This is a genomic window from Ruegeria sp. AM2 (assembly GCF_056540685.1).
In genome coordinates, this window is record NZ_JBQFXE010000001.1 from 65,479 (window position 1) to 89,280 (window position 23,802).

At 56.9% G+C, this 23,802-nt stretch carries 25 protein-coding genes; 12 read left to right on the forward strand and 13 right to left on the reverse strand.

Annotated elements, in window-relative coordinates:
• Nucleotides 1–32: 32 nt before the first annotated feature.
• From pstC to phoB, 5 genes are read left to right on the forward strand one after another with little or no spacing between them, the layout of a single operon-like run.
• Nucleotides 33–1,505, forward strand: a complete 1,473-nt coding sequence (pstC, locus tag ACR0CR_RS00340; protein WP_480595694.1) for a phosphate ABC transporter permease subunit PstC — start codon at nucleotides 33–35, stop codon at nucleotides 1,503–1,505.
• Entirely contained in the window at nucleotides 1,502–2,863 is a 1,362-nt protein-coding gene (gene pstA, locus ACR0CR_RS00345; RefSeq protein WP_480595696.1) for a phosphate ABC transporter permease PstA, read from the forward strand. The genes pstC and pstA overlap by 4 nt, the downstream gene beginning before the upstream one ends.
• A 12-nt stretch (nucleotides 2,864–2,875) precedes the next feature.
• Nucleotides 2,876–3,673, forward strand: coding sequence for a phosphate ABC transporter ATP-binding protein PstB (gene pstB, locus ACR0CR_RS00350; RefSeq protein ID WP_480595697.1), 798 nt, complete (start codon nucleotides 2,876–2,878; stop codon nucleotides 3,671–3,673).
• Between the two features lie 16 nt (nucleotides 3,674–3,689).
• The gene (gene phoU / locus ACR0CR_RS00355) at nucleotides 3,690–4,400 is read left to right on the forward strand and encodes a phosphate signaling complex protein PhoU (protein ID WP_480595699.1); all 711 of its coding nucleotides are present in this window, start codon (nucleotides 3,690–3,692) and stop codon (nucleotides 4,398–4,400) included.
• A gap of 3 nt (nucleotides 4,401–4,403) precedes the next feature.
• On the forward strand, nucleotides 4,404–5,093 hold the full coding sequence (gene phoB, locus ACR0CR_RS00360) for a phosphate regulon transcriptional regulator PhoB (protein ID WP_480595701.1): 690 nt from the start codon (nucleotides 4,404–4,406) through the stop codon (nucleotides 5,091–5,093).
• 3 nt (nucleotides 5,094–5,096) lie between these two features.
• On the opposite strand, the gene ACR0CR_RS00365 is transcribed toward phoB, so the two are convergent.
• The gene (locus tag ACR0CR_RS00365) at nucleotides 5,097–6,008 is read right to left on the reverse strand and encodes a LysR substrate-binding domain-containing protein (RefSeq protein WP_480595703.1); all 912 of its coding nucleotides are present in this window, start codon (nucleotides 6,006–6,008) and stop codon (nucleotides 5,097–5,099) included.
• A gap of 96 nt (nucleotides 6,009–6,104) precedes the next feature.
• On the opposite strand from ACR0CR_RS00365, the gene ACR0CR_RS00370 reads away from it, so the two are divergent.
• Nucleotides 6,105–7,334, forward strand: a complete 1,230-nt coding sequence (locus ACR0CR_RS00370) for an acyl-CoA dehydrogenase (protein WP_480595705.1) — start codon at nucleotides 6,105–6,107, stop codon at nucleotides 7,332–7,334.
• A 120-nt stretch (nucleotides 7,335–7,454) separates the two neighbouring features.
• Nucleotides 7,455–8,222 (forward strand): SDR family oxidoreductase, encoded by a 768-nt coding sequence (locus ACR0CR_RS00375; RefSeq protein ID WP_480595707.1) that lies wholly within the window; start codon nucleotides 7,455–7,457, stop codon nucleotides 8,220–8,222.
• Here ACR0CR_RS00375 and ACR0CR_RS00380 read toward each other — a convergent pair.
• Together ACR0CR_RS00380 and ACR0CR_RS00385 are read right to left on the reverse strand one after the other, a co-directional pair.
• Nucleotides 8,219–9,085, reverse strand: a complete 867-nt coding sequence (locus ACR0CR_RS00380) for an acyl-CoA thioesterase (protein ID WP_480595709.1) — start codon at nucleotides 9,083–9,085, stop codon at nucleotides 8,219–8,221. The genes ACR0CR_RS00375 and ACR0CR_RS00380 overlap by 4 nt on opposite strands.
• A gap of 49 nt (nucleotides 9,086–9,134) precedes the next feature.
• Entirely contained in the window at nucleotides 9,135–10,352 is a 1,218-nt protein-coding gene (locus ACR0CR_RS00385; protein ID WP_480595711.1) for a serine hydrolase domain-containing protein, read from the reverse strand.
• Nucleotides 10,353–10,506: 154 nt separating this feature from the next.
• Here ACR0CR_RS00385 and ACR0CR_RS00390 point away from each other — a divergent pair, with 154 nt between their 5' ends.
• A complete protein-coding gene (locus ACR0CR_RS00390; RefSeq protein WP_480595713.1) occupies nucleotides 10,507–11,136 on the forward strand; it encodes a DsbA family protein in 630 nt (209 codons plus the stop codon).
• Nucleotides 11,137–11,139: 3 nt separating this feature from the next.
• On the opposite strand, the gene ACR0CR_RS00395 is transcribed toward ACR0CR_RS00390, so the two are convergent.
• On the reverse strand, nucleotides 11,140–12,171 hold the full coding sequence (locus ACR0CR_RS00395) for a phosphotransferase family protein (protein WP_480595715.1): 1,032 nt from the start codon (nucleotides 12,169–12,171) through the stop codon (nucleotides 11,140–11,142).
• A gap of 42 nt (nucleotides 12,172–12,213) precedes the next feature.
• Nucleotides 12,214–13,032: an SDR family NAD(P)-dependent oxidoreductase gene (locus tag ACR0CR_RS00400; RefSeq protein ID WP_480595716.1), complete on the reverse strand. Its 819-nt coding sequence runs from the start codon at nucleotides 13,030–13,032 to the stop codon at nucleotides 12,214–12,216.
• A gap of 165 nt (nucleotides 13,033–13,197) precedes the next feature.
• Here ACR0CR_RS00400 and ACR0CR_RS00405 point away from each other — a divergent pair, with 165 nt between their 5' ends.
• From ACR0CR_RS00405 to ACR0CR_RS00415, 3 genes are all read left to right on the forward strand, one after another.
• Nucleotides 13,198–14,199, forward strand: coding sequence for an NADPH:quinone oxidoreductase family protein (locus ACR0CR_RS00405; RefSeq protein ID WP_480595718.1), 1,002 nt, complete (start codon nucleotides 13,198–13,200; stop codon nucleotides 14,197–14,199).
• 130 nt (nucleotides 14,200–14,329) lie between these two features.
• Nucleotides 14,330–14,779: a type II 3-dehydroquinate dehydratase gene (gene aroQ, locus ACR0CR_RS00410; protein WP_480595720.1), complete on the forward strand. Its 450-nt coding sequence runs from the start codon at nucleotides 14,330–14,332 to the stop codon at nucleotides 14,777–14,779.
• Nucleotides 14,776–15,528, forward strand: a complete 753-nt coding sequence (locus tag ACR0CR_RS00415; protein WP_480595722.1) for an autoinducer binding domain-containing protein — start codon at nucleotides 14,776–14,778, stop codon at nucleotides 15,526–15,528. Before aroQ ends, ACR0CR_RS00415 begins: the two co-directional genes overlap by 4 nt.
• A gap of 333 nt (nucleotides 15,529–15,861) precedes the next feature.
• Here the strand turns inward: ACR0CR_RS00415 and tsf are convergent, their stop codons facing one another.
• From tsf to ACR0CR_RS00440, 5 genes are all read right to left on the reverse strand, one after another.
• Complete coding sequence (gene tsf, locus ACR0CR_RS00420; RefSeq protein WP_480595724.1) at nucleotides 15,862–16,737, reverse strand: translation elongation factor Ts; 876 nt, start codon at nucleotides 16,735–16,737, stop codon at nucleotides 15,862–15,864.
• Nucleotides 16,738–16,813: 76 nt separating this feature from the next.
• A complete protein-coding gene (rpsB, locus tag ACR0CR_RS00425) occupies nucleotides 16,814–17,605 on the reverse strand; it encodes a 30S ribosomal protein S2 (protein ID WP_480595726.1) in 792 nt (263 codons plus the stop codon).
• A gap of 212 nt (nucleotides 17,606–17,817) precedes the next feature.
• Entirely contained in the window at nucleotides 17,818–18,651 is an 834-nt protein-coding gene (olsA, locus tag ACR0CR_RS00430; protein WP_480595728.1) for a lyso-ornithine lipid O-acyltransferase, read from the reverse strand.
• A gap of 4 nt (nucleotides 18,652–18,655) precedes the next feature.
• The gene (olsB, locus tag ACR0CR_RS00435; protein ID WP_480595730.1) at nucleotides 18,656–19,411 is read right to left on the reverse strand and encodes an L-ornithine N(alpha)-acyltransferase; all 756 of its coding nucleotides are present in this window, start codon (nucleotides 19,409–19,411) and stop codon (nucleotides 18,656–18,658) included.
• A 98-nt stretch (nucleotides 19,412–19,509) separates the two neighbouring features.
• The gene (locus tag ACR0CR_RS00440) at nucleotides 19,510–19,692 is read right to left on the reverse strand and encodes a DUF3553 domain-containing protein (RefSeq protein WP_480595732.1); all 183 of its coding nucleotides are present in this window, start codon (nucleotides 19,690–19,692) and stop codon (nucleotides 19,510–19,512) included.
• A gap of 43 nt (nucleotides 19,693–19,735) precedes the next feature.
• Between ACR0CR_RS00440 and ACR0CR_RS00445 the strand changes: the two genes are divergently transcribed.
• Entirely contained in the window at nucleotides 19,736–20,332 is a 597-nt protein-coding gene (locus tag ACR0CR_RS00445; protein ID WP_480595733.1) for a histidine phosphotransferase family protein, read from the forward strand.
• Here ACR0CR_RS00445 and ACR0CR_RS00450 read toward each other — a convergent pair.
• From ACR0CR_RS00450 to obgE, 3 genes are read right to left on the reverse strand one after another with little or no spacing between them, the layout of a single operon-like run.
• On the reverse strand, nucleotides 20,329–21,591 hold the full coding sequence (locus tag ACR0CR_RS00450; protein WP_480597483.1) for a glutamate-5-semialdehyde dehydrogenase: 1,263 nt from the start codon (nucleotides 21,589–21,591) through the stop codon (nucleotides 20,329–20,331). The two genes, ACR0CR_RS00445 and ACR0CR_RS00450, sit on opposite strands and share 4 nt — an antisense overlap.
• Nucleotides 21,592–21,636: 45 nt before the next feature.
• Nucleotides 21,637–22,743: a glutamate 5-kinase gene (gene proB, locus ACR0CR_RS00455; protein WP_480595735.1), complete on the reverse strand. Its 1,107-nt coding sequence runs from the start codon at nucleotides 22,741–22,743 to the stop codon at nucleotides 21,637–21,639.
• The gene (obgE, locus tag ACR0CR_RS00460) at nucleotides 22,731–23,765 is read right to left on the reverse strand and encodes a GTPase ObgE (protein WP_480595737.1); all 1,035 of its coding nucleotides are present in this window, start codon (nucleotides 23,763–23,765) and stop codon (nucleotides 22,731–22,733) included. The genes proB and obgE overlap by 13 nt, the downstream gene beginning before the upstream one ends.
• Nucleotides 23,766–23,802 lie beyond the last annotated feature (37 nt).

The following is a 23,802-nucleotide window of genomic DNA, read 5'->3' on the forward strand; positions in this document are numbered from 1 at the left end:
GACTCTTCTCCTGCCATTCCGACGGAGTTCCCATGGCACTATCCTGGCTGTTGCTCATCCTGCTTGTATTGGCGGTGATCGGATATTTCGCAGGGCGGTCCCGCGCCCTTGTTAGCGCAGGAGGAGACGCGCGCGAACTGCACTCGCTGCCGTCCTACTATGGCTACAACGTTGCGCTGATGGCCTTGGTGCCCGCGCTTGGCGTTTTGATTGTCTGGTTGCTGGCACAACCGATGATCGTGAACAGCACGGTCACAGGCATGATCCCCGAGAATGCAATCCCCGACGGAGCAGATCGCAGCCTTGTCATGAGCGAGGTGCGCCGCGTTTCGGATGGGTTGGAGGGTGCTGTATCAGTCGGAGCGCTTGCCGAGGCGCAGGCCCGCAATGCCGAAGCTGACATCGACGAGCTGACAGAGACATTGAAGGATGCAGGTCAGGTTCTAACGCAAGAGATCACGCAACCTATTCTGGTCGCGGCACAGAAATACCGCAGCATGACTGCGACGGGTACGATTGCAATGCAGGTGATCGTGTTGATCGTCGCGCTGTTTGGGGCGGCCTTCGCGTATATCCGCACACACAAGGAATTCCGCGCCCGCAACGTGGTGGAACAAGGGGTGCTGGCACTGCTGCTGTTGGCGGCCTCTATCGCGATCCTGACCACGGTAGGCATTGTTCTGTCGATGTTGTTTGAAACGCTCAACTTCTTCCAGCTGCATTCGTGGAAGGATTTCTTTTTCGGCAGCACCTGGGCCCCGAATTTTCGTGGTGGGTCCGAATTGTCGATCCTGCCGCTGCTGTGGGGCACACTTTATATCTCGTTGATTGCATTGCTGGTCGCGGTGCCGATTGGCCTGTTCGCAGCAATCTATCTGTCTGAATATGCGTCTGGCGCGACCCGATCGATTGCAAAACCTCTGTTGGAGATTCTGGCCGGCATTCCAACCATCGTTTACGGTTTGTTTGCCTTGCTGACGGTCGGTCCCGCATTGGTATCGATGTTCGGGCAGGGCGGCGCGCTGGGAGTGGGCTGGATGGCCAGCTCGAACGCAGTGCTGACCGCCGGGTTGGTGATGGGCATTATGCTGATCCCCTTCGTCTCGTCACTGTCCGACGACATCATCAATGCGGTACCGCAGTCGATGCGCGATGGTTCGTTGGGTTTGGGCGCGACGCATTCCGAAACGGTGCGTCAGGTGGTTGTGCCCGCCGCGTTGCCGGGGATCGTGGGTGCGATCCTTCTGGCTGCAAGCCGCGCCATCGGTGAGACGATGATCGTGGTGATGGCCGCCGGTGCAATCGCCAAATTCTCGGGTAACCCGTTCGAGGCGATGACGACCATCACAACCCGGATCGTCAGCCAGTTGACCGGGGATACCGACTTTGCCAGCCCTGAAACGCTGGTGGCCTTTGCGCTGGGTCTGACCCTGTTCATCATTACGCTGGGGCTGAACATCTTCGCCCTTTATATCGTGCGCAAATACCGGGAGCAGTACGAATGACCGATATTTCCCAAACCCCCGGCGCAGCGCCCGAGGCCCCCTCCAAACACGGGTCGCTGTTCGAAAAGGACGCCCGCACCAAAAAGCGCAATGCGGCTGAATCCCGGTTCAAGATGTATGGCATCGCCGCCATCGGGATCGGCCTGCTGATGCTTATCGTGCTGGTCACCAATATCGTGACCGCAGGAACTGGTGCCTTCCAGCAGTCTTTCCTTGAACTGAATGTTGAGCTGAAAGAAGACAAGCTGGACAAGAAGGGCAACCGCAATATCGAGGACATCAAAAAGGTCTCGACCTTTGGATACGCGCCGCTTATCGCCTCGGCGCTTGAGACCGAAGTTCAGGAGCTGGGCATACAGTCTGACCTGAAGCCCAAGGACATGGGTAAAATCCTGTCCAAGGCCGCACAGGCCGAATTGCGGGATTATGTGATCGCCAATCCAGATGAGATCGGCAAAACCGTCAGCTTCCGCTTTCTGGTCAACAGCCGCGTCGATGGCTACATGAAGGGCCGCGTGACCCGCGAGTCCATCGCCAATGACAAAAGCATCACGGTCGCTCAGCTGGATTTCGTCGATCAACTGCGCGATGCAGGCGTACTGTATAAAGCGTTCAACCCGGATTTCATCTTCGGCTCGGATGCCTCGGACCAACGCCCCGAGGCCGCGGGGATCGGTGTGTCGATGCTGGGCTCGCTGTTCATGATGTTCGTGGTGCTGGCTTTGGCGCTGCCGATTGGCGTTGCAGCCTCGATCTATCTGGAAGAATTCGCGCCGCAGAACCGGCTAACCGATATCATCGAGGTCAATATCTCGAACCTGGCCGCCGTGCCGTCGATCGTGTTTGGTATTCTAGGTTTGGCCGTCTTCATCAACTATATGCACCTGCCGACCTCGGCCCCGCTGGTGGGCGGTCTGGTGCTGACGCTGATGACCCTGCCGACGATTATCATTTCAACCCGAGCCTCGCTGAAGGCGGTTCCGCCGTCGATCCGCGATGCGGCACTTGGGGTGGGGGCTTCGAAAATGCAGGCGGTGTTCCACCATGTTCTGCCTCTGGCCGCGCCCGGCATTCTGACCGGCACAATCATCGGTCTGGCGCAGGCTCTTGGCGAAACCGCGCCGCTGCTGCTGATCGGGATGGTGGGCTTTATCGCCTCGAACCCACCTGATGGGCTGGTGGCGGGCTTCCTGTCTCCGAACTCGGCTATGCCGGCGCAGATCTACGAATGGTCGAAACGCGCCGACCCGGCCTTTTACGAACGCGCATGGGGAGGCATCATCATCCTGTTGATCTTCCTTGTGACAATGAACACCATCGCGGTCATACTGCGCCGCCGCTTTGAACGCCGCTGGTAAGAGGGCGCTATTATGAATGACATGACACGAGTGGAGAGAGCCGTGGACTCCAAAGCCATCAAGATCGCCGCGAACAAAGTGCAGGTCTACTACGGTGAGACGCACGCCATCAAGGACGTCAACGTCGAGATCGAAGACAAGACCGTCACCGCCTTTATCGGCCCGTCAGGCTGTGGCAAGTCGACCTTTCTGCGTTGCCTGAACCGGATGAACGACACGATCGACATCTGCCGGGTCCAGGGCGATATCCTGCTGGATGGCGAGGATATCTACGACAAACGCGTCGATCCGGTGCAGCTGCGCGCCAAGGTGGGTATGGTGTTCCAGAAACCGAACCCGTTCCCCAAGTCGATTTATGACAACGTGGCCTATGGCCCGCGCATCCACGGCCTTGCCAAGAACAAGGCGGAACTTGATGAGATCGTTGAGAAATCCCTGCGTCGCGGTGCGATTTGGGATGAGGTCAAGGATCGTCTGGATGCCCCCGGCACTGGCCTGTCCGGCGGTCAACAACAGCGCCTGTGCATCGCCCGCGCCGTAGCGACGGAACCCGAGGTTCTGTTGATGGACGAGCCATGCTCGGCCCTGGACCCGATTGCGACCGCCCAGGTCGAGGAACTGATCGATGAACTGCGCTCGCGCTATTCGGTGGTGATCGTGACCCACTCAATGCAGCAGGCTGCTCGGGTCAGCCAGAAAACCGCATTCTTCCACCTCGGCAACCTCGTCGAATTCGGCGAAACGGGTCAGATCTTCACCAATCCCGAAGATCCCCGCACCGAAAGCTATATCACCGGCCGGATCGGCTGAGGACAGGTATCAAACTATGACCGAACAACATATTGCATCCGCTTTTGACCGCGATCTCGAAGCCATTCAGGCCCATATAATGAAAATGGGTGGACTGGTCGAAGCCGCCATTATGAGCTCGGCTCGGTCGTTGGAGTCGCGCGATGAGGAACTTGCGCAGGAGGTTCGCCAGGGCGACAAAGCCATCGACGCGCTGGAAGACCTGATTAACGAAGAAACTGCCCGCTTGATTGCCTTGCGGTCACCGACTGCGGGCGATCTTCGGCTTGTCCTGTCAGTGCTGAAGGTTTCGGCCAACCTGGAACGCATTGGGGACTATTCGAAAAACATCGCCAAGCGGACCACCGTTCTTGTCAACGCCGGAGAGATCAATGGCAGTGCCGCCGCCTTGCGCCGCATGGCCCGCGAAGTTGAACATATGCTTCGTGACGCCCTGGATGCATATATCCAGCGTGATGCCGAACTTGCCGCCGACGTGATCGAGCGAGATGAGGAAGTGGACCAGATGTACAATGGTCTGTTCCGCGAGTTCCTGACCTTCATGGCCGAAGACCCGCGCAACATCTCATCTTGCATGCACCTGCATTTCATCGCCAAGAATATTGAGCGGATGGGCGATCATGTCACCGCCATCGCCGAACAGGTCGTCTATCTTGTGACCGGCGAACGCCCGACCGAAGCGCGGCCCAAGGCTGACATCACCTCGCACACCCCGCAGGAGATCTGACCAATGTCAGCGGATCAGCCCACTGTTCTGGTCGTGGAAGATGAATTGGCCCAGCGTGAAGTGCTGGCCTATAACCTTGAGGCCGAAGGGTTTCGTGTCTCCAAGGCGGCAAGCGGCGATGAAGCGATGTTGTTGGTGGACGAAGACAGCCCTGACATCATCGTGCTGGACTGGATGATGCCGAACCTCAGCGGGATCGAGGTGTGCCGGCGCCTCAAAACACGCCCCGACACGCGGTCCATTCCGATCATCATGCTCTCAGCCAGATCCGAAGAGGTCGACAAAGTGCGGGGTCTGGAAACCGGCGCGGACGACTATGTTGTCAAACCCTATTCCGTGGTCGAGCTGATGGCGCGTGTCCGGACCCAGTTGCGGCGCGTGCGCCCGGCGACCGTTGGTATCCGGCTGGAGTTTGACGACATCATTCTGGACTCGGAAACCCACAAGGTCAGCCGCGCGGACAAACCTTTGAAGTTGGGACCCACCGAGTTTCGCCTGCTGAGCACATTCATGGAAAAGCCCGGCCGCGTCTGGAGCCGCGAGCAATTGCTGGATCGGGTCTGGGGCCGAGACATCTATGTGGATACGCGCACTGTTGACGTTCATATAGGGCGACTGCGAAAGGCGTTAACCCAGCACGGTGGTCAAGACCCCGTGCGCACAGTACGCGGAGCAGGCTACGCGCTGGGTTAGGGTCTAGCGAGGCAGGGTCTCATCCGACTGTGCCTGTGATGCCAACCAGTGCCGAAATTGCCTGAGTGACGGCTCATCCGATTTGTCTGTCGGCCAAACCAAATAATACGCGCCAACTGTTTCAACGGCATCCGGGAAGGCCGCGATTAACTGGCCGGTCGCGAGGTCTTGTTCAATCAGGTAATTCGGTAAAAGCGCGATGCCCAGCCCGTGTAGGGCAGCCTGATTGAGGGTGGCGAACTGATCGTGCACCATGCCGGGCAGGGGGTTCGGTGGCGTGACGCCCATTTGCCTGAACCAGTCCTGCCATGCGCGTGGCCGAGTCTGAATGTGCAGCAACGGAAGTTTCAGCAATTCTTCCGGCGTGACTGGCGTCCCCTTTGGAAGCAGTTCCGGCGCGCAAACGGGCAACACGCGCTCGGTCTTTAGCAACAGACGGTCCGTGCCGGGCCAATCTGGCTCGCCAAAATGTAGCGCAGCATCAAAGAGTTCATTTGCAAAGTTGAAGGGGCGTAACCTGCTGGACATGTTGATCGTGATGTCTGGGTGAAGCCGAGTGAAGTCCGGAAGCCTCGGCACCAGCCAGCGCATTCCGAACGTCGGCAAAATCGCCAAGTTCAACGTGCCGCCCACCGGCGCGATATGAAGCTTAAGTGCTGCTTGGGCAATTTGGGAGAGGGCGGGGCGAATTTGCTCAACATAGTCCTGTCCGGCTTGCGTCAGCGTAAGCCGTTTACGATCACGGCGTACAAGTTCCGCACCCAATTGGCCCTCAAGCGTTTGCAATTGCCGGCTGATGGCGCTCTGCGTCAGGGCCATTTCTTCTGCAACTGCCGATGCTGATCCAAGCCTGTCCAACGCCTCAAGTGCGCGCAAGGCAGAAATCGGGGGCAGGATAGGGCGGTTCGGTCTCATCTATGCGTTTTAGTCATGAAAACTTGAGAAAGTCTTGCTGTTTTTTGCGGTTTCCTCAGATTACATTGCGTTCAAACAGTTTTGACGGAGCTCATCATGAACGCGCCAAATTCCAAACCGACCCTGAAAGCAAAGGATGCACCTGATTTGGGGCGTTTTTCGTGGGATGATCCGTTTCAACTGTCTGACCAGTTGCAAGAGGATGAGCGCCTGATGGCCGACAGTGCCCGCGCTTATGCCCAGGAAAGGCTGCAAACACGGGTCACGCAGGCGTTTCAGAACGAAGAAACCGACCCCGATATTTTTCGTGAAATGGGTGAGATGGGCCTTCTGGGCACGACAATCCCCGAAGAATACGGCGGTTTGGGTGCTGGCTATGTAGCGTACGGATTGGTCGCACGTGAAATTGAGCGGGTGGACTCCGGCTATCGCTCGATGATGTCTGTGCAAAGCTCGTTGGTGATGTACCCGATCTATGCCTATGGCACCGAGGCACAGCGGCGCAAGTACCTGCCAAAGCTGGCCAGCGGCGAATGGATTGGCTGCTTTGGCTTGACCGAACCGGATGCCGGTTCCGACCCGGCAGCGATGAAAACCAGGGCTGAAAAGATCGACGGCGGCTATCGCCTGACTGGCAGCAAAATGTGGATCTCGAATTCTCCAATCGCGGATGTGTTTGTCGTCTGGGCCAAATCCGACGCGCATGATGGAAAAATCCGCGGTTTTGTTCTGGAAAAAGGCCTAAAAGGCCTGAGCGCGCCGAAGATCGAAAACAAAATGAGTCTGCGGGCTTCAATCACGGGTGAGATCGTTTTGGAGGACGTCGAAGTAGGCGAGGACGCCTTGTTGCCGCATGTTCAGGGTCTTAAGGGGCCATTTGGATGCCTGAATCGGGCGCGTTATGGTATCAGTTGGGGCGTTATGGGTGCGGCCGAATGCTGTTGGCATGCCGCGCGGCAATACGGACTTGATCGTCGCCAATTCAATCGTCCTTTGGCCCAGACGCAATTGTTCCAGCGAAAGCTGGCGGATATGCAAACCGAAATTGCCCTAGGACTTCAGGCCAGTCTGCGCGTGGGCCGTTTGATGGATCGGGCAGAAGCAGCACCCGAGATGATCTCGATCATCAAGCGGAACAACTGTGGCAAGGCGCTTGAAATCGCACGGACGGCGCGCGACATGCACGGTGGCAATGGAATTTCCCTGGAGTTTCAAGTCATCCGGCACATGGTCAACCTTGAGACCGTCAACACCTATGAAGGAACTCATGACGTTCACGCGTTGATCCTGGGGCGGGCCCAAACAGGTTTGCAGGCTTTTTATTAAGTCGCACCTAATGTTCGCATAATCGGTATTATGTAAAAAAGATAGTCACCACGCCGTGTGTACTGGTGGTTCTATTCCAACATGTTACGCTGCCATTTGAAACCAGCGCTGGATGATAGAATGAAACTAGAAAACAAAACGGTTGTTGTCACCGGTGCGGCTGGCGGCATTGGCGCAGGCCTGGCGAAACGGTTCGCACGTGAAGGTGCGCGTGTCGTTTGTGCCGATATCGATCTGTCCGGAGCTCAACGTATTGCAGATGAGATCGATGGTCACGCCGTCGGATGCGATGTCTCAAGAGAAGCTAACATCCAGGAATTGATCGATACCGTTGAGACGGAAATTGCTCCGATCGATCTGTTCTGCGCCAACGCGGGAATTCTGACTTTGGGCGGCCTCGATGTTCCGGATGAGCAATGGGAAAAGATTTGGAAAATCAACGTGATGTCGCATGTTTGGACGGCGCGACATCTGATCCCGCGCATGATACAGCGCGGCGGCGGCTACCTGCTGACGACTGCGTCAGCGGCCGGGTTACTTAATCAACCCGGCGCGGCGCCGTATGGTGTCACCAAACATGCCGCTGTCGGGTTCGCCGAATGGGTCGCTTTGACCTATGGCGATCAGGGAATCCGTGTCTCTGTCTTGTGCCCACAGGCCGTTCGGTCGGACATGACGCGGGGACACGAAGAATCCGTTGCTGCAATTGATGGCATGTTGGAACCTGAAGACGTCGCACAAGCCTGTGTCGAAGCGATTGATGCCGAAACGTTCCTGGTGCTGCCGCACCCGCAGGTATTGGACTATATCCGGTTGAAAACCTCGGATTACGACCGGTGGCTGGACGGAATGAGAAAGCTAAATCAAAAGTTTGTAGGACAAACTTAATTCCCTTGTCGCCGCCTTTGCAGACCTTCCTGGGCAACAGAGGCGACAAGGGTTCCGTCTTGTGCGTAAATCAAACCCCGGTTGTAACTGCGCCCCTGCCCCGTCCACGGTGCCTCCATCGAGTATAGATGCCAGTTCTGAAATTGAACCGGGGCGTGGAACCATATCGCGTGGTCTAAACTGGCGGCGTCAACCTGACCGGTAAACCAGCTCAGCCCATGCGGGCGTAAACCGGAACTGAGAAGGCTCATGTCCGAGGCGTAGGCCAAAAGAAGATGTTGTGTGACAGTATCCGCCTGATCAGCAGCCCCCATGCGAAACCATAGTTGATGCTTGTCGTCTGCCTTTTCAGGTTGAAACAAGTCCAGGGGGGCCACATCGCGAACCTCAATCGGGCGCTCACGCAGCAATTCAGTCTTTAACTTGTCGGGCACTCGGGACAGGTATTTTTGCCTCAGGTCGTCGCGTGACGCATGGCTTTCTGGCTGTTCGACATTCGGCATCGGATGCTGGTAATCCCAACCTTCATCCTGTTTGTGGAACGACGCAGACATGTTCAAAATCTGTTTGCCGTGCTGAATGGCCACGACGCGGCGTGTCGTGAACGAGCCTCCGTCCCGCGCTCGATCAACTTGATAAATAACAGGTATTGACGGATCGCCCGGGCGAATGAAATACGCATGCAACGAATGACACAGCCTGTCCTCGACCGTTCTGTAGGCCGCGGCAAGCGCTTGGGCGATCACCTGACCACCAAAAATCCGGGTTGGGGTTTCTCCTCCGGAACCGATGCCGCGGAACAGATCAACTTCCAATCGCTCTATGTTCAGCAGATCCAGCAGAATGCGTTCGGCTTCGGTCATCGTGTTCACTCCGGTTCTCGCCCGAACAGCGGTAGCACCAGAGGTCGCATCATTCAATCATTGCCCCAAGGACAAGCGCCTTCAGTTCCGAACGGGACGGATAAGAACTGGAAGGTGAAAGTTGGGTGAAGAAAACGCAAGACAGGCCATTGACCCGATCGATCCAGAAATAAGTGGACGCCATCCCGCCCCAGCCGAAATCACCGACCGATCCGGGCGTTTTTGCACGAGCGGGGTTCAAAACAACAGCACCGCCGATTCCAAACCCCGTTCCTTCCATCGGTTGCTCAGCGAAGCTTTGCGGTCCCATCGATGCAATGTCGCCGGGTAAGTGGTTGGAAAGCATAAAATCCATGGTCTTGGGGCCAAGCACGCGGTGGCCGTCCCAAGTGCCTCGGTTTCTGAGCATTTCGGCAAACGTACTGTAATCGTCAATCGTCCCGACAAGCCCACCACCGCCCGAGAATGTCTTGGCGTCTAAAAACGGAGACTCTATTGCGGCATCGACCAGCCGTAATGTCTCGCCCCCGGTCTTTGCGGTGTTCAGTGCCATGGCGTCGCCATCCAGCGGAGTATAAAGCGAGGCAAAGCGGTTCCCTACCCCGGCCGGAACGGAAAACCCAGTCTCGGTCATCGAAAGCGGTTCGAAAATGTGGTCGCGGAAGAACTGGTCCAGAGTTTGACCGGAAACAACTTCGATGACACGGCCGATGACGTCTATTCCAACCGAATACTCCCATCGCGTGCCCGGTTGAAAAGCCAGCGGCAGATCAGCCAAAAGCCGAACGCGCGCGCTCAGAGAACCTTGATTCGGCGAAAATATCAGCTTTCTTTCATCCATGGCTTGGGGCAGAACGCCGGGATTGAAAGGATAGCTCAATCCACTTGTGTGCGTGAGCAACTGATGGATTGTCGGCGCAGGGGCATTTTCAACCTGATCCAGACGTGTCGCACCGGGTAGCAGGGCCTGCATCTCATTGAATTCTGGCAAAAATTCTGACAGCGGCGCATTCAGGTGCAGTAATCCGCGTTCGACCAAAGTCATCAGGGCCACCGATGTGACCGGTTTCGTCATGGAATAGACCCGTACAACGGTGTCGCGCCCAAATGGCAGCTTATCTTCAACGGATCGATATCCGCACGAGTCAAAAAAGACTTCTTGCCCTGATCGTCTGATCAGGACCGAACAGCCGGGATATTTTCGTTGATCCACATAGCGTTGCATCCAGTTGCTGATGCGCGTGGTTAGTGCTGGATCGAGTCCCATTCGCTGGCTCCGTTCAGGGTTTTCCCGATCTTGCAGTGTGACCCGCAGAATCTACAATAGAAATCAAGAGAGCAAGCCATCGCTGCTATGATGGTTGGGTTACCGAGTCCGTTTTGTGGTGTTGCGTCTATTCAGATTTGGACAGGAGAACAAAATGGCTGACCATATTGATTTCATTTACGACTTTTGCAGCCCGAATGCGTATTTGGCCTGGAAAGAGCTTCCGGCGCTGGCCAAACGCGCATCTGTTGACGTGACGTGTCACCCTGTTTTGCTGAGTCTTGTGTTCAAGGCGACCAACAACCAAAACCCCTTTCAGGCCTTCGCAGAAAACCGCCAGAAGACGGCATATCTGACGCATGACCTGCATCGGTTTGCGAGGCGGCGCGGGATTAGTTTTCACATGAGCCCTCATTTCCCGTTGAATACCAAATTCGCCATGCGCGGGGCCTGTTTTGCGCAAGGAAAGTCGTGGGAAAACAAGTACATAAATTCGGTCTTTGACGCCATCTGGGTGCATGGTCAAAAGGTGGACGATCTGAATGTGTTGATTGAGGTCGCACAGGATAATGGTTTGCCGGTGCGAAAACTTCGCGAGGCGATGACCAATCCTGAAATCAAGCAGACGCTCAAGGACCAAACCAAAGCAGCCGTTAGGCGCGGAGTCTTTGGCGTTCCGACCATGTTTGCGGAGCGCGAGATGTTCTTTGGAAAGAACAGCCTCGGCAACCTCGAGGCTGAACTTGCGATTCAGGCACAGCAGAGCGTCGCCGAATCGACCTGACTTTCAGCGCGTCGAACCAAGCGCCGCCAACCCATGAGCGGCAAAAACCGGAACATACGCCCCGAAGGCCTGCGCCCGGGCGGGATCCGACGCATTTCCGTCAAGCGACCGCTTGTAGACTCCTTGCAAGATTCCAGCCATGCGGAAAAAGTTGAATGCCAGGTAGAACCCGAAATTTTTGATCCCCGGCAGACCGCGGCGCACGCAATAGTCCGCGATAAACGCCTGATCCGATGGCAGCCCCAATGAAGACCGATCAACCCCCGCAAGGCCGCGTCCCTCTTTGCCGGGGGGCAGTTGCCATTGCATGATGACAGCCGCCAGATCGGCATAGGGGTGTCCAATGGTGGACAGTTCCCAGTCTAGAACTCCGATACACGTCGTTCCGCCATGTTCAAACAGCATGTTATCGATGCGATAGTCACCATGAACCAGCGTCCTCTGACCGTCGTCTTCGGGTATCTGACGATCGAGTTCGGTGATCAGTCTGTTCATGTCGTCGATCGTGTCGGTCTCGGATGCGCGATATTGTTTGGTCCAGCGCGCGATCTGCCGCTCAAAGTAATTTCCTGGCGGGCCGTAATCAGACAGCCCGTGCGCGTCGATGTCGACCATATGCAATTCGGCGAGGATGCGGTTCATCTCATCCAGAACACCGGTTCTGGTTGCGTTGTCCTCACCTTCCATGACCGGATCCTGAAAACTGCGCCCATCCAAGTGCTGCATGATGTAAAAGTCCGAGCCAATGACAGCGTCGTCTTCACACAGAAGATACATCTTTGGGACTGGTACGTTGCTTGTCGCCAGCGCGCGCTGGACGCGAAACTCGCGATCAACGGCATGGGCTGATTTCAGCAATGTTCCCGGTGGCTTACGGCGAAGAACATAGTTCCTGCTTGGCGTTTGCAAACGGTAAGTTGGGTTGGACTGCCCGACCGTGAATTTGGTGGCCTTCAGCGGGCCTTCATACTCTGGGAGGTGCAGTTTTAGATAAGCGTCAACGGCATTCAGGTCCAATACGTTCTGATTTGTCATAACCAAACCTCGGGCAATACGTGCGGGTCAGAAAGTGAAACGTCAAAGCGCCTCGGCAAAGATGTTACCGGCAGTTTGCACATTTATGCCGCCAGAGACAGGGATCACACCGCCAGTGACATAACTGCCGCCCCGACCGCACAAAAACAGAAGGCATCCAGCGATATCCTCGTCTCGCCCAACGCGTCCCAACGGCACCGAGCCACCGACCCGTTCCCGTGTATCCAAATCATGCGTCGCAAAGGCCGTCATCCGTGACACGAACGGTCCCGGCGCAAGCGCGTTGACAGTGACACGGAACGGCGCAAGTTCCTTGGCCATGATCTTGGTCAGATGGATTACAGCGGCCTTGGATGCAGAGTAGCTGTAGGCACCGTCGCCCATGGGGACCTCTCCCATGACAGAGGCAACATTGACGACGCGCGCCGGGTCGTCATCCGTCCCGGAAACTGTGAGCAATGGCAACAGTTTCTGGGTCAGATCGAATATTCCGGCAACGTTCACGGACATCACTTTGTCCCACGCCTCATACGGAAACTGCCCCATTGGCGCCCCCCATGAGACGCCCGCATTGTTCATAAGTATTTCAAGCGAATCTGTGCGGTTGGTCACCTCGGATACCAGCGCAAGAATGCCCTCTTCGGTGCCGATGTCCCCTGCGAATCCCTCGGCGGTTCCGGGCGCATCCATCGCGTTCAACTCGGCCGCCACCACTTCGCAAGCCGCGCCCTTGCGCGATGCGATCAGAACGCGTGCGCCGGCGCGGACCAACGCCTCGGCCGCCATCCTGCCAATCCCCGTTGCGCCACCCGTGACCAGAGCGGTTTTTCCGTGCAGCGAAAATAATGTCTCGGGCGTCATGGGGTCTCCTCCTGGTATGTACGCATTGTGCCATTGGCCTTGCGGCGAGAATACAACGGCTGGCGCTTATTGGCCGAAGCAGGATTGCGCCCGGCGCGGTTCTTGACAACACCTGAATGTAATCCAACGATTTCGACTTCGGTCAGGCAAGAGGCAAAAAGACAGATGAAAGCATTACTCAGCGTAACACCCGGCGGACCCGAAACTTTGGAGCTGACCACCCTGCCCGATCCCGCGCCCCAAAAAGGTGAACTGCTGATCCGAGTGCATGCGGCCGGTGTGAATTTTCCGGACACTTTGGTCATTCGTGACCTGTATCAGATCAAACCGCCCCGCCCTTTTGCGCCGGGTGGGGAAGTCGCCGGTCAAGTTATTGCTGTTGGGGAAGGCGTCACCGGGTTTGCCCCAGGCGACCGGGTGCTGGCGCTGACTGGTCATGGCGGGTTCGCGACCCATCTGACGCTGAAAGCCAAAGCAGCAGTCAAAATCCCTGACGTGATGCCATACGAGGACGCTGCTTGTTTCGTCTTCACATACGGAACATCGTACCACGCCCTGAAAGACCGCGCGACGTTGCAGCCTGGTGAAACCGTCCTTGTCCTCGGCGCTGCCGGTGGTGTCGGGTCTGCCGCGATCGAATTGGCAAAGGCGATGGGTGCCCGTGTCATAGCCGCTGTTTCTTCAGAGGAAAAAGCATCGTTTTGCCGAAAGATTGGCGCTGACGAAACACTGGTCTATGCGCGAGACATGACCAAGGATGCGCAAAAAGAACTGTCGGCCCAGATCAAGGCCCTGGCAGGCGGCGAGGGCGTGGACGTAGTCTACGACGCCGTTGGCGGAGACTATGCGGAACCCGCGCTTCGCAGCATGGCATGGAACGGCCGCTACCTGGTTGTCGGGTTTCCTGCCGGAATTCCCAGCTTGCCGTTCAACCTGACCTTGCTCAAGGGGTGTCAGATCGTTGGTGTGTTCTGGGGTGCGTCCGTGTTCCGCGATCCCAAAGGTCACGCGGAAAATATGGCAGAACTGTTCGGCATGTATTCAGGCGGCAAAATCAAGCCGCAGATCAGTGCGCAATTCCCGTTGGAGCGCGCTGGTGACGCGCTGGATTTGCTGAACCAGCGGTCTGTTTTGGGTAAAGTCGTGATCTCGATGAGCGATGTGTGAATAGTTTTACATCCAGAATGCTCAACTCGGGACAACATGCAGAATCAAAGGAAGTTGTCACGTAAGGTCGTTGCTAGACGGTTCTTTGTTCGGCGTTTATTAAACTAAGGGAGATGGGGACAGTTTGAAGATGCAGAATATCCTGGTACTGAACGGCCCGAACCTGAACCTTCTGGGCACCAGACAGCCCGAGGTTTACGGCCATACCACGTTGAAAATGGTCGAAGATCTCTGTGTATCTCATGGCGGGAAGTTGGGGCAAACGGTCACGCATCTTCAGTCCAATCATGAAGGCGCGCTAATCGACGCGATTCATGCGGCCCGAGGCGTTCAAGATGGGATTGTCCTGAACGCTGGTGCTTATACCCACACATCCATCGCTTTGATGGACGCGATTTCCTCGGCGCAGGTTCCGGTCGTCGAAGTCCACATGTCGAACATCCACGCGCGTGAAGAGTTTCGGCACACGTCCTACATTTCAAAAGTTGCGATCGGTTTGGTCTGCGGTTTTGGCGCACAAAGCTATGTACTCGCTCTGGAAGCGTTGGCGGCACATCTGGCTGAGGAGGGCAAGGGATGAACCTCAAAGAGTATCTCAATTATCTGAGCTATACGAAAACGCTGGAAGAGCTTTGGGATGCGCATTGTCGCCAAATGGCGCAATTTGGTTTCGACCGGCTTTTATACGGGTACACACAATATCGCACGGCGACGTCTTTGGGCGACCCCGAAGACTTTGTCATTCTGACCAACCATTGCAAAGAATACCTGGACGGGTTTCTCGCATCCGGTCTTTACTTTCATGCACCCATGCTGAAATGGGCCCTGAACAACGAAGGCGCGGCAAGCTGGAGCATGATCCAAAAGATGATGTCCAGCGGGGTGCTGACGGCGGATGAGCGCAAGGTTTTTGACTTCAACAAGTCTCGTGGCGTGACATCAGGCTATACAGTCAGCTTCACGTCGGTTTCGATGCGGTCCAAAGGGGCGATTTCACTTTGTTCCCGTAACGGCAGCCAGCAGGACGTCGACGAGATCTGGGCCGAGCACGGCGAAGATATCCTGCTCATGAACAATGTGGCCCACTTGAAAATTCTGACCCTGCCCTACAGCGCGCCCAACCGGGCCTTGACCAAAAGGCAGCGCGAGGCGTTGCAATGGGTGGGTGACGGAAAAACGACGCAGGATATTGCCCTTTTGATGGGGCTGACGTCTGCAACGGTAGAAAAGCACCTGCGTCTGGCGCGTGAATCGCTGTGCGTTGAAACGACAGCACAGGCGGTGTTGAAGGCATCCTTTCAAAACCAAATGTTTGTGATCGAAGCCTAAGGTCCCAAATTGAGCTAAAACACGCTGGTTGACCCTAGGTAAGGAAATCATGACTTTCCAAATGTGGGCAGAAAAAGGCAGAGTGTTAATGTTCCGTGAGTGGTGGCTTTGGCCAGGGAACATTTGGTCGGATCTCTGCAATACCAGAGCTCTCTGATCGCTCTGACAAAAGGGCGCCTATTTGTCCGCGTTCCTGCCGTTGGAATTGTTGAGGGGTCCTGTCCATCCCCATCATGCGGGGCCCCTCAACTTCTCAACCAGATATGAACAAAAAACCGGCCACGAAATGTAGCCGGTTTAGAATTTTGTAGCGCCTCTTTTGGGCTGACCCAATTAGCCCTGTGCGGCCTTGGCAACCTCTGCAGCGAAGTCTTCTTTTTCGACCACGATGCCTTCGCCAACTTCCAGACGGATAAAGCCGGTGATGGTTGCGCCCGCTTCTTTGGCCGCTGCTTCAACGGTCAGGTCAGGGTTCACAACGAACGACTGGTTCAGCAGGGTCGACTCGGCCACGAATTTCTTCATGCGGCCCACGATCATCTTTTCGATCACCTGCTCCGGCTTGCCGGATTCGCGGGCGATGTCCATCTGAACCTGCTTTTCCTTCTCGACAACAGCCGGGTCCATGTCCGCCTCGGACAGAGCCGCCGGGTTCACAGCCGCGATGTGCATCGCAACCTGTTTGCCGATCGCTTCGTCGCCGCCGGTAAGAGCGACCAGCACGCCGATCTTGCCCATGCCGTTGGTGGCTGCGTTGTGGACGTAGGACACAACGGTGTCGCCCGACAGTTTTGCCATGCGGCGCACCGACATGTTTTCACCAATGGTGGCAATCTTGTCGGTCAGCGTGTCGGCGACGTTCTTGCCACCCAGATCAGCCGCCAGCAGAGCCTCGACATTGTCCACGCCTTCGGCTGCGTATGCGATCTTGCCGACCATTTCCTGGAACTCGGCGTTTTTCGCAACGAAGTCGGTTTCCGAGTTCACTTCGACAGCAACACCGTTGCCACCGTCGACGTGAACAGCGACCAGACCTTCGGCTGCGGTACGGCCCGATTTCTTGGCAGCTTTCGCCAGACCTTTGGTGCGCAGCCAATCAACGGCCTCGTCCATGTTGCCGCCGGTTTCGGTCAGCGCTTTTTTCGCGTCCATCATGCCTGCGCCAGTTGCGTCGCGCAGTTCTTTCACCATTGCTGCTGTGATTGCCATCTCTTGGCTCTCCTCAATTCAAACGGATTTGGGGCAGGTCTACCCTGCCCCACATGTCATTTACGTGACGGGCAGCTTACGCTTCGGCAGGTGTTTCTGCTTCGGCGGGGGCTTCTTCGGCAACGGCTTCTTCAACCGGAGCTTCTTCGAACTCACCCAGATCAACGCCTGCGGCACCCATCTGAGCGGTCATGCCGTCCAGAGCAGCACGTGCGGCCAGATCACAGTACAGCGCGATTGCACGAGCCGCGTCATCGTTGCCGGGGATGATGTAATCCACACCATCGGGCGAGCAGTTGGTGTCGACAACAGCCACAACCGGGATACCCAGCTTGTTGGCTTCGGCGATGGCCAGTGCTTCTTTCTTGACGTCGATGACGAACAGCAGGTCAGGAACGCCGCCCATCTCACGGATGCCGCCCAGCGAAGCCTGCAGTTTGCCCTGGTCACGCTCCATGCCCAGACGCTCTTTCTTGGTCAGGCCTTCGGCGCCCGATTCCATCGCCTCATCGATCTGGTTCAGACGGTTGATCGACTGGGAAACGGTTTTCCAGTTGGTCAGCGTGCCGCCCAGCCAGCGGTGGTTCATGTAGTATTGGGCCGACTTTTCAGCCGCTTCGGCAATTGGCTGTGCCGCCTGGCGCTTGGTGCCAACGAACAGAACGCGGCCACCCTTTGCAACGGTGTCACGAACAGCCTGCAGAGCCTGATCCAGCATTGGAACAGTCTGGGTCAGGTCCATGATGTGGATGCCATTGCGCGAGCCGTAGATGAACGGGCCCATGCGGGGGTTCCAACGCTGTGTCTGGTGACCAAAGTGAACGCCAGCTTCCAGCAGCTGACGCATGGTGAACTCGGGAAGAGCCATGCTTTACTTTCCTTTTCCGGTTTACGCCTCGGCGGGGGTGAAAGAAGCGGATGCTCCAACCGGCGGGCCAGATAAGGATGTCTCCCCTACAAAGCCCAAACCCCGCCTGCGGGTTTGAATGGCGCGCGTATACGGGAGCAGAGTTCACCCTACAAGTGAAAAATCACGATTTTTAGTGATTTTTCACTATGAAATGTGAAATTCAAACAGCCTTATTGTAAGCGCGCCAGCGCGTGCGCATTTCGCACGACGTCTTCGCAATGCGCCGCAAGTTCCTTGCGGTTGGCGAAATCGCTGACTTTGGCGGGTGCGTGGTAAATCAACTCAACCGATCCCTGCCTGCGCGCGCCCAGAGTCTTGAGCAAATGAGGACCAAAATCCATATCGCCCCACCAACCATAAAACCGGTTCGGCTGCCCCTTTGGCGGGTGATAGATCACGGAAACGGGCTGCACATACATGAATTCGCGTAGTTCTTCGGTGAAGAACGCTGCGAAAAGTGTTGTTTTGAATGGCAAAACCCTAATGCCATCGGTCGAAGTGCCCTCGGGGAAGAACACCAGCTTGTGCCCGGCGGTCAGACGTTCCTGAAACAGCAGGGTCTGCTCGCGCGCTTTCTTGCGATTGCGTTCGATAAAAACGGTGCCCGTCGCGCGTGCCAGCCAGCCAATCCCAGGCCATTTCGCCACCTCGGCCTTGGACACGAAATAGACCCTTTTACGGGCGTTTAGCGAAAAGATATCCAGCCATGAAGAGTGGTTTGCGACAACTGCCCCGCGTTGCGTCATTAACTCGCCCGAAGTGCGGAACCCCATCCCGAGAATGCGAAACGCGTTACGGCATACAAATTGGCTGATGAACGGGGTGATCGGTCGTCGCACACCGAAAAGCGGGCGCTCGACAAGCCTTAAGACCAGCAAGACGATCAGCCCCCCGAAAACCAACACGGCCAGAGGCAGCCCGCGCAGCAACACCAAAAGCCACCCGATCAAGCCCAGTTCAATCGGGTCGGGCGCGTCTTCGCTGTGCCAGGATGCGTCACTCATTGATTCAGACCCCGCCATAGATGCGCCTTTGACGCTCATTCATGCGTGCAGTGTCCAGGATCAGGCACACGTCGGTGGTGTTGAAAGTGTAATCGACAAAGGCCCCCTCACCCACGAAACCGCCCAGCCGCAGATAGGCTTTGATCAACGCCGGAACTTGCACCATGGCCGCGCGACGGTCCAGTGCGCCCGGGTCGACCAGATTCATCGACTGAAACACCTTGGGCTGCGCGCGCACCCTTAAGTCTTTGGGTGCGAGGTGGTTGTGATGCAGCATGGACAATGGCTGCGCCAATGCATGCACATCAGTGCCGTGAAAGCTGGCAACTCCGAACAGCACCTCGATCCCGCGTTCGGACACATAAGTCGCAAGACCGTTCCACAGATGATACATCGCCGTGCCCCCACGATAGTCGGGATGCACGCACGACCGCCCCAGTTCCAGCAGCTTGCGGCCACTATCCTTCAGAACGGCCAGATCGTATTCGTCTTCGGAATAAAACTGCCCAATCTCCATCGCACGTTCACCCGGCAACAGCCTGTAAACGCCCACAGTTTCTCCGGTCTGATCATCAATGGCCAGCATATGGTCAAAAAAAGGGTCGAACCTATCCCGCTCAAGCCCGGCCTCATGGTCGACCATCTCTCCGCCGCCGCCCAATTCAAGGATGAACACGTCATAGCGCAGCCTCTGCGCAGCGCGCAGTTCGGCTTCGGTTTCGGCAAGTTTCACGGTGAAAGTTGGGCCCGTTTCCGACATCAGCGCTTCCGTATCTTTTAGGCGCTGATACCGCAGGTGCCGGGGGAATGGCAACTAAGGGCGCGATCGACGGAACGTTAACCTTTCCTAAACCAGTTTCACGGATCAAAGACCGGTATCAGGGTGATGCGTGTTCCGTCGATTACTACTTTCCCCTGCTCGCGGAAGTTAACGGTGATCTTACCAGCGATATTGGACTGCACCTGTCCAATGCCCCATTCGGGGAGATCGGGGTGGCGGACAAGCATGCCCGGTGCAAGAATTGCATTGAGGTCTGACATGACTGGGCTCCGGGTCCGGCGGCAGATAATTCAGGAGGTACGCATGAGCGTTACAGACGTCAACCTGGCCGAACTGATCGGGTCGCGGATCTGTCATGATCTGATCAGCCCGATTGGCGCGATCACCAACGGGTTGGAATTGCTTGAGATGGTTGGCGCCGCAAACGGCCCTGAGATGGAGCTTATCTCGGGCAGTGTCGGCAACGCCAAGGCAAGGATCAGGTTCTTCCGTGTGGCGTTCGGGGCGGCCAGCGACCAACCATTGGGCCGCACCGAGGTCATGGAGCTTTTGAATGATGTCGAACGCGCCGGTCGCGTTCGTGTCAATTGGCACCTGACCGAAGCTGTGCCGCGCAATCAAGTGAAACTAGCCTTTCTGGCCATGATGTGCTGTGAAAGCGCCATGCCGTTCGGAGGTGAGGTCTCCATTCAGAACACCGGAAACTCCTGGACGGTGACCGGGGTGGCCGACAAACTGAATGTGGATGCGGACATGTGGAAGGGTCTTCCAACGGGTCGTTTTTCGGACAAGATCAAACCGGCGCATGTGCAATTTGCCCTGCTGCCGGAAACAGCGGCGTCCATGGGGCGTCGGGTTGCGGTGGAGACCACCTCAACCCGCATTGCAATCCGAATTTAGGGGCGCACAGTCCCGTTTCCCCGGACCAAGTATTTGAAACTGGTCAATTGCGCAGCGCCAACAGGTCCGCGGGCGTGCATTTTGCCCGTGGCGATGCCGATTTCAGCGCCCATCCCAAACTCTCCGCCATCCGCGAATTGAGTTGACGCGTTGTGCATCAGAATTGCGCTGTCCAGCCGCTCGAAGAATCGTGCGGCAGTCGCATTGTCCTCGGTCATTATGCAGTCGGTGTGGTTCGACCCATACCGGCGAATATGCGCAATGGCAGCGTCAACATCAGCGACAGGTTTCGCGGCGATGATGCTGTCGACGTATTCCTTACCCCAATCGTCCGCTGTAGCAGCCACAGTCCCGTCCAAAACTAACGCGCCATCCGCATGAACTTCGACACCAGCGGCCTGCAGAGCAGCGATGACTTCGCGCCCCAAAGTTGCGACGACATCCTGATGGATCAAAAGGCACTCGGCCGCGCCGCAAATGCCAGTGCGACGGGTTTTTGCGTTCAGCACCACATCCAGCGTCTTTTGAGGGTCGGCATCCTTGTCAATGTAGACATGAACGATGCCTTCCAGATGGGCGAAGACAGGCACCCGCGCTTCACGTTGTACCAAACCGACAAGGCCTTTTCCGCCTCTGGGGACGATGACGTCGACATAGTCGGTCATGGTCAATAATTCCTGAACCGCGGCGCGGTCACGCGTGGGAACCAACTGGATCGCGTCCTCGGGCAGGTCCGCCGCCCGAAGCCCTTCGACGAGACAGGCGTGAATAGCTCCGGAAGAATGAAAGCTTTCAGATCCTCCTCGCAGGATCACAGCGTTTCCTGATTTCAGGCAGAGTGCGCCCGCATCGGCCGTCACATTGGGTCGGCTTTCATAGATGACACCGATTACGCCCAAAGGCGTGCGCACGCGCTGGATATTCAAACCCGACGGCATGTCCCATTCGGCCAGAACCTCTCCGACAGGGTCCGATTGTTCAGCGACGGCGCTCAGGCCGTCTACCATGCCCTGAACGCGCGATTCATCCAGCATCAGGCGGTCCATCATGGCAGGGCTCAGACCCTTTTCGCGACCAAATTCCAGGTCCTTCTGGTTTGCCTCGATGATCGCCGCGCGGTTCGCCCATACCGCGTCTGCAGCCGCAATCAGGGCTGCATGCTTACGCTCAGCCGTTGCAAACGCCAGGTCTGCCGAGGCGGCTTTGGCGCGTTGACCAAGATCGGCCATCAGGGCGGGAATGGTGTCGAAATCCTTCATCTCATCAGCCTTTCGGTCGGTCCTATTCATTTTATCCTCGCGCCATCACAGCGCCAAATCATCCCTGTGGATCAGGACGGCGCGCCCGGGGTATCCCAACGTCGCCTCAATTTCCGAGGACTTGCGCCCTTTGATCGCGTCCGCCTCTTGCGCAGTATAACGACTAAGGCCTTGTGCGAGGCGTCGCGCATGCGGGTCCATGATTGCAACCGGATCACCACGCCCGAAGTCGCCAGTAACTTCAACAATCCCCGCGGGCAGCAGGCTTTTGCCGTTGCCAAGGGCCTTGGCCGCACCTGCGTCCACCACGATTTCTCCACGCGGTTTCATAGCCGAGATCCAGCGTTTGCGCGCAGCATGCGGATCAAGCGTCGCTGTGAACCAAGTACAGTTCGCGCCTTGTTCCAATGATTTCAGTGGGTTCAGGGGTGATCCTTCAGTAATCGCCATGTCACATCCGGCAGCGGTCGCCATTTTAGCGGCCAGAAGCTTGGTCTTCATGCCGCCTTTGGACAGGCCAGACCCAGCGTCACCCGCCATCTGTTCGATCTCTGACGTGATGCTTTCAATCACATCAAATCGTGTCGCCGAGGCATCTTCGTTGGGGTTACCAGAGTAGAACCCATCCACGTCCGACAGAAGGATCAACTGATCCGCTCCGACGGTTACTGCAATTTGGGCAGCCAGACGGTCATTGTCTCCATATCGGATTTCATCGGTGGCGACCGTATCGTTTTCGTTGACAATCGGGACCACGCCCAAGCCCAACAGCGTTTCCAAAGTCGCCCGTGAGTTCAAATATCTGCGACGATCGGCGCTGTCCTCTAAGGTGACCAGAACCTGTGCGGTTGTGATGGCGTGGGGCGTCAACGCTTCTTCATATGCACGGGCCAGACGGATTTGTCCAACTGCCGCAGCGGCTTGCGACTGTTCCAACGGCAAAGTTTGCATCGGCAGACCCAAAACACCACGCCCCAGCGCAATTGAACCCGAGGACACCAGAATGACATCTGTCCCCTGCCCTTTAAGCCACGCCACGTCCTGAGCCAGTGAGTGCAACCATTCGGAACGCAACAACCCGGTATGCCGATCCACCAAAAGCGCGGACCCGATTTTTACGACCAGACGTTTTGCTGACGTCAGGGTTGCCACGGTGCGGCCTCTTCGGTGGGTTTTTGACGGACTCGGTTGTCGTCGATTTGCGCGCGCAAGGCGCGCAGAACCTCGGTCACGCCAAGATGCGCCACGCCGGACATAGTCATGACCAGCCCGCCAACGGCCTCTTCCAGTTCCGCTTTGGCAAAGTCACGTTCCTCGTCGTCCAAAGCGTCAACCTTGTTCAGGACGGTGATGCGCGGCTTGTCCGCCAACTCACCGCCATAGGCTTCAAGCTCGTGGATAATGGTGCGATAGTCCTCGGCAACAGTTTCCGACGTGCCGTCAACCAGATGCAGTAACACGGCGCAGCGTTCGACGTGGCCCAGAAAGCGGTCTCCGATCCCGCGCCCCTCATGGGCACCTTCGATCAGGCCGGGAATATCAGCCACAACGAATTCCACATTGTCGACGCCAACAACGCCCAGGTTTGGGTGCAGCGTAGTAAACGGGTAGTCCGCGATCTTCGGGCGCGCGTTCGACGTGGCGGCCAGAAAGGTGGACTTCCCGGCATTCGGCATTCCAAGCAAACCCACATCTGCAATCAGTTTCAACCGCAACCAAATGGTGCGGTCAATCCCCGCCTGCCCCGGATTTGCACGGCGCGGAGCCTGGTTTGTAGCCGATTTGAAATGCAGGTTGCCAAAGCCACCGTTGCCGCCCTTGGCCAACAGGAAACGCTGTCCAACTTCGGTCAGATCGCAAATGACGGTTTCTTCGTCTTCGTCCAGAATCTCGGTGCCGACGGGGACGCGCAGGACGATATCGTCGCCATCCTTGCCGGTGCGCTGCTGCCCGCGACCGGGCTGGCCGTTCTTTGCGAAGAAATGCTGCTGATAGCGGAAGTCGATCAGCGTGTTCAGGCTGTCCACAACCTCAACCCAGACCGAGCCACCTTTGCCTCCGTCGCCGCCATCAGGCCCGCCATATTCGATGTATTTTTCGCGCCGGAAACTGACGCAGCCGCCACCTCCGGCACCGGACCGGATGTAGACCTTTGCAAGATCGAGAAATTTCATGTGTGTCCCCTACTGCAAAGGCCCCATCGGCCACAAG

Excerpts from the sequence above, each read along its gene's own strand:
- pstC (WP_480595694.1), top strand. The coding sequence starts at position 33 with ATGGCACTATCCTGGCTGTTGCTCATCCTGCTTGTATTGGCGGTGATC.
- pstA (WP_480595696.1), top strand. The coding sequence starts at position 1,502 with ATGACCGATATTTCCCAAACCCCCGGCGCAGCGCCCGAGGCCCCCTCC.
- pstB (WP_480595697.1), top strand. The coding sequence starts at position 2,876 with ATGAATGACATGACACGAGTGGAGAGAGCCGTGGACTCCAAAGCCATC.
- phoU (WP_480595699.1), top strand. The coding sequence starts at position 3,690 with ATGACCGAACAACATATTGCATCCGCTTTTGACCGCGATCTCGAAGCC.
- phoB (WP_480595701.1), top strand. The coding sequence starts at position 4,404 with ATGTCAGCGGATCAGCCCACTGTTCTGGTCGTGGAAGATGAATTGGCC.
- ACR0CR_RS00365 (WP_480595703.1), bottom strand. The coding sequence starts at position 6,008 with ATGAGACCGAACCGCCCTATCCTGCCCCCGATTTCTGCCTTGCGCGCA.
- ACR0CR_RS00370 (WP_480595705.1), top strand. The coding sequence starts at position 6,105 with ATGAACGCGCCAAATTCCAAACCGACCCTGAAAGCAAAGGATGCACCT.
- ACR0CR_RS00375 (WP_480595707.1), top strand. The coding sequence starts at position 7,455 with ATGAAACTAGAAAACAAAACGGTTGTTGTCACCGGTGCGGCTGGCGGC.
- ACR0CR_RS00380 (WP_480595709.1), bottom strand. The coding sequence starts at position 9,085 with ATGACCGAAGCCGAACGCATTCTGCTGGATCTGCTGAACATAGAGCGA.
- ACR0CR_RS00385 (WP_480595711.1), bottom strand. The coding sequence starts at position 10,352 with ATGGGACTCGATCCAGCACTAACCACGCGCATCAGCAACTGGATGCAA.
- ACR0CR_RS00390 (WP_480595713.1), top strand. The coding sequence starts at position 10,507 with ATGGCTGACCATATTGATTTCATTTACGACTTTTGCAGCCCGAATGCG.
- ACR0CR_RS00395 (WP_480595715.1), bottom strand. The coding sequence starts at position 12,171 with ATGACAAATCAGAACGTATTGGACCTGAATGCCGTTGACGCTTATCTA.
- ACR0CR_RS00400 (WP_480595716.1), bottom strand. The coding sequence starts at position 13,032 with ATGACGCCCGAGACATTATTTTCGCTGCACGGAAAAACCGCTCTGGTC.
- ACR0CR_RS00405 (WP_480595718.1), top strand. The coding sequence starts at position 13,198 with ATGAAAGCATTACTCAGCGTAACACCCGGCGGACCCGAAACTTTGGAG.
- aroQ (WP_480595720.1), top strand. The coding sequence starts at position 14,330 with ATGCAGAATATCCTGGTACTGAACGGCCCGAACCTGAACCTTCTGGGC.
- ACR0CR_RS00415 (WP_480595722.1), top strand. The coding sequence starts at position 14,776 with ATGAACCTCAAAGAGTATCTCAATTATCTGAGCTATACGAAAACGCTG.
- tsf (WP_480595724.1), bottom strand. The coding sequence starts at position 16,737 with ATGGCAATCACAGCAGCAATGGTGAAAGAACTGCGCGACGCAACTGGC.
- rpsB (WP_480595726.1), bottom strand. The coding sequence starts at position 17,605 with ATGGCTCTTCCCGAGTTCACCATGCGTCAGCTGCTGGAAGCTGGCGTT.
- olsA (WP_480595728.1), bottom strand. The coding sequence starts at position 18,651 with ATGAGTGACGCATCCTGGCACAGCGAAGACGCGCCCGACCCGATTGAA.
- olsB (WP_480595730.1), bottom strand. The coding sequence starts at position 19,411 with ATGTCGGAAACGGGCCCAACTTTCACCGTGAAACTTGCCGAAACCGAA.
- ACR0CR_RS00440 (WP_480595732.1), bottom strand. The coding sequence starts at position 19,692 with ATGTCAGACCTCAATGCAATTCTTGCACCGGGCATGCTTGTCCGCCAC.
- ACR0CR_RS00445 (WP_480595733.1), top strand. The coding sequence starts at position 19,736 with ATGAGCGTTACAGACGTCAACCTGGCCGAACTGATCGGGTCGCGGATC.
- ACR0CR_RS00450 (WP_480597483.1), bottom strand. The coding sequence starts at position 21,591 with ATGAAGGATTTCGACACCATTCCCGCCCTGATGGCCGATCTTGGTCAA.
- obgE (WP_480595737.1), bottom strand. The coding sequence starts at position 23,765 with ATGAAATTTCTCGATCTTGCAAAGGTCTACATCCGGTCCGGTGCCGGA.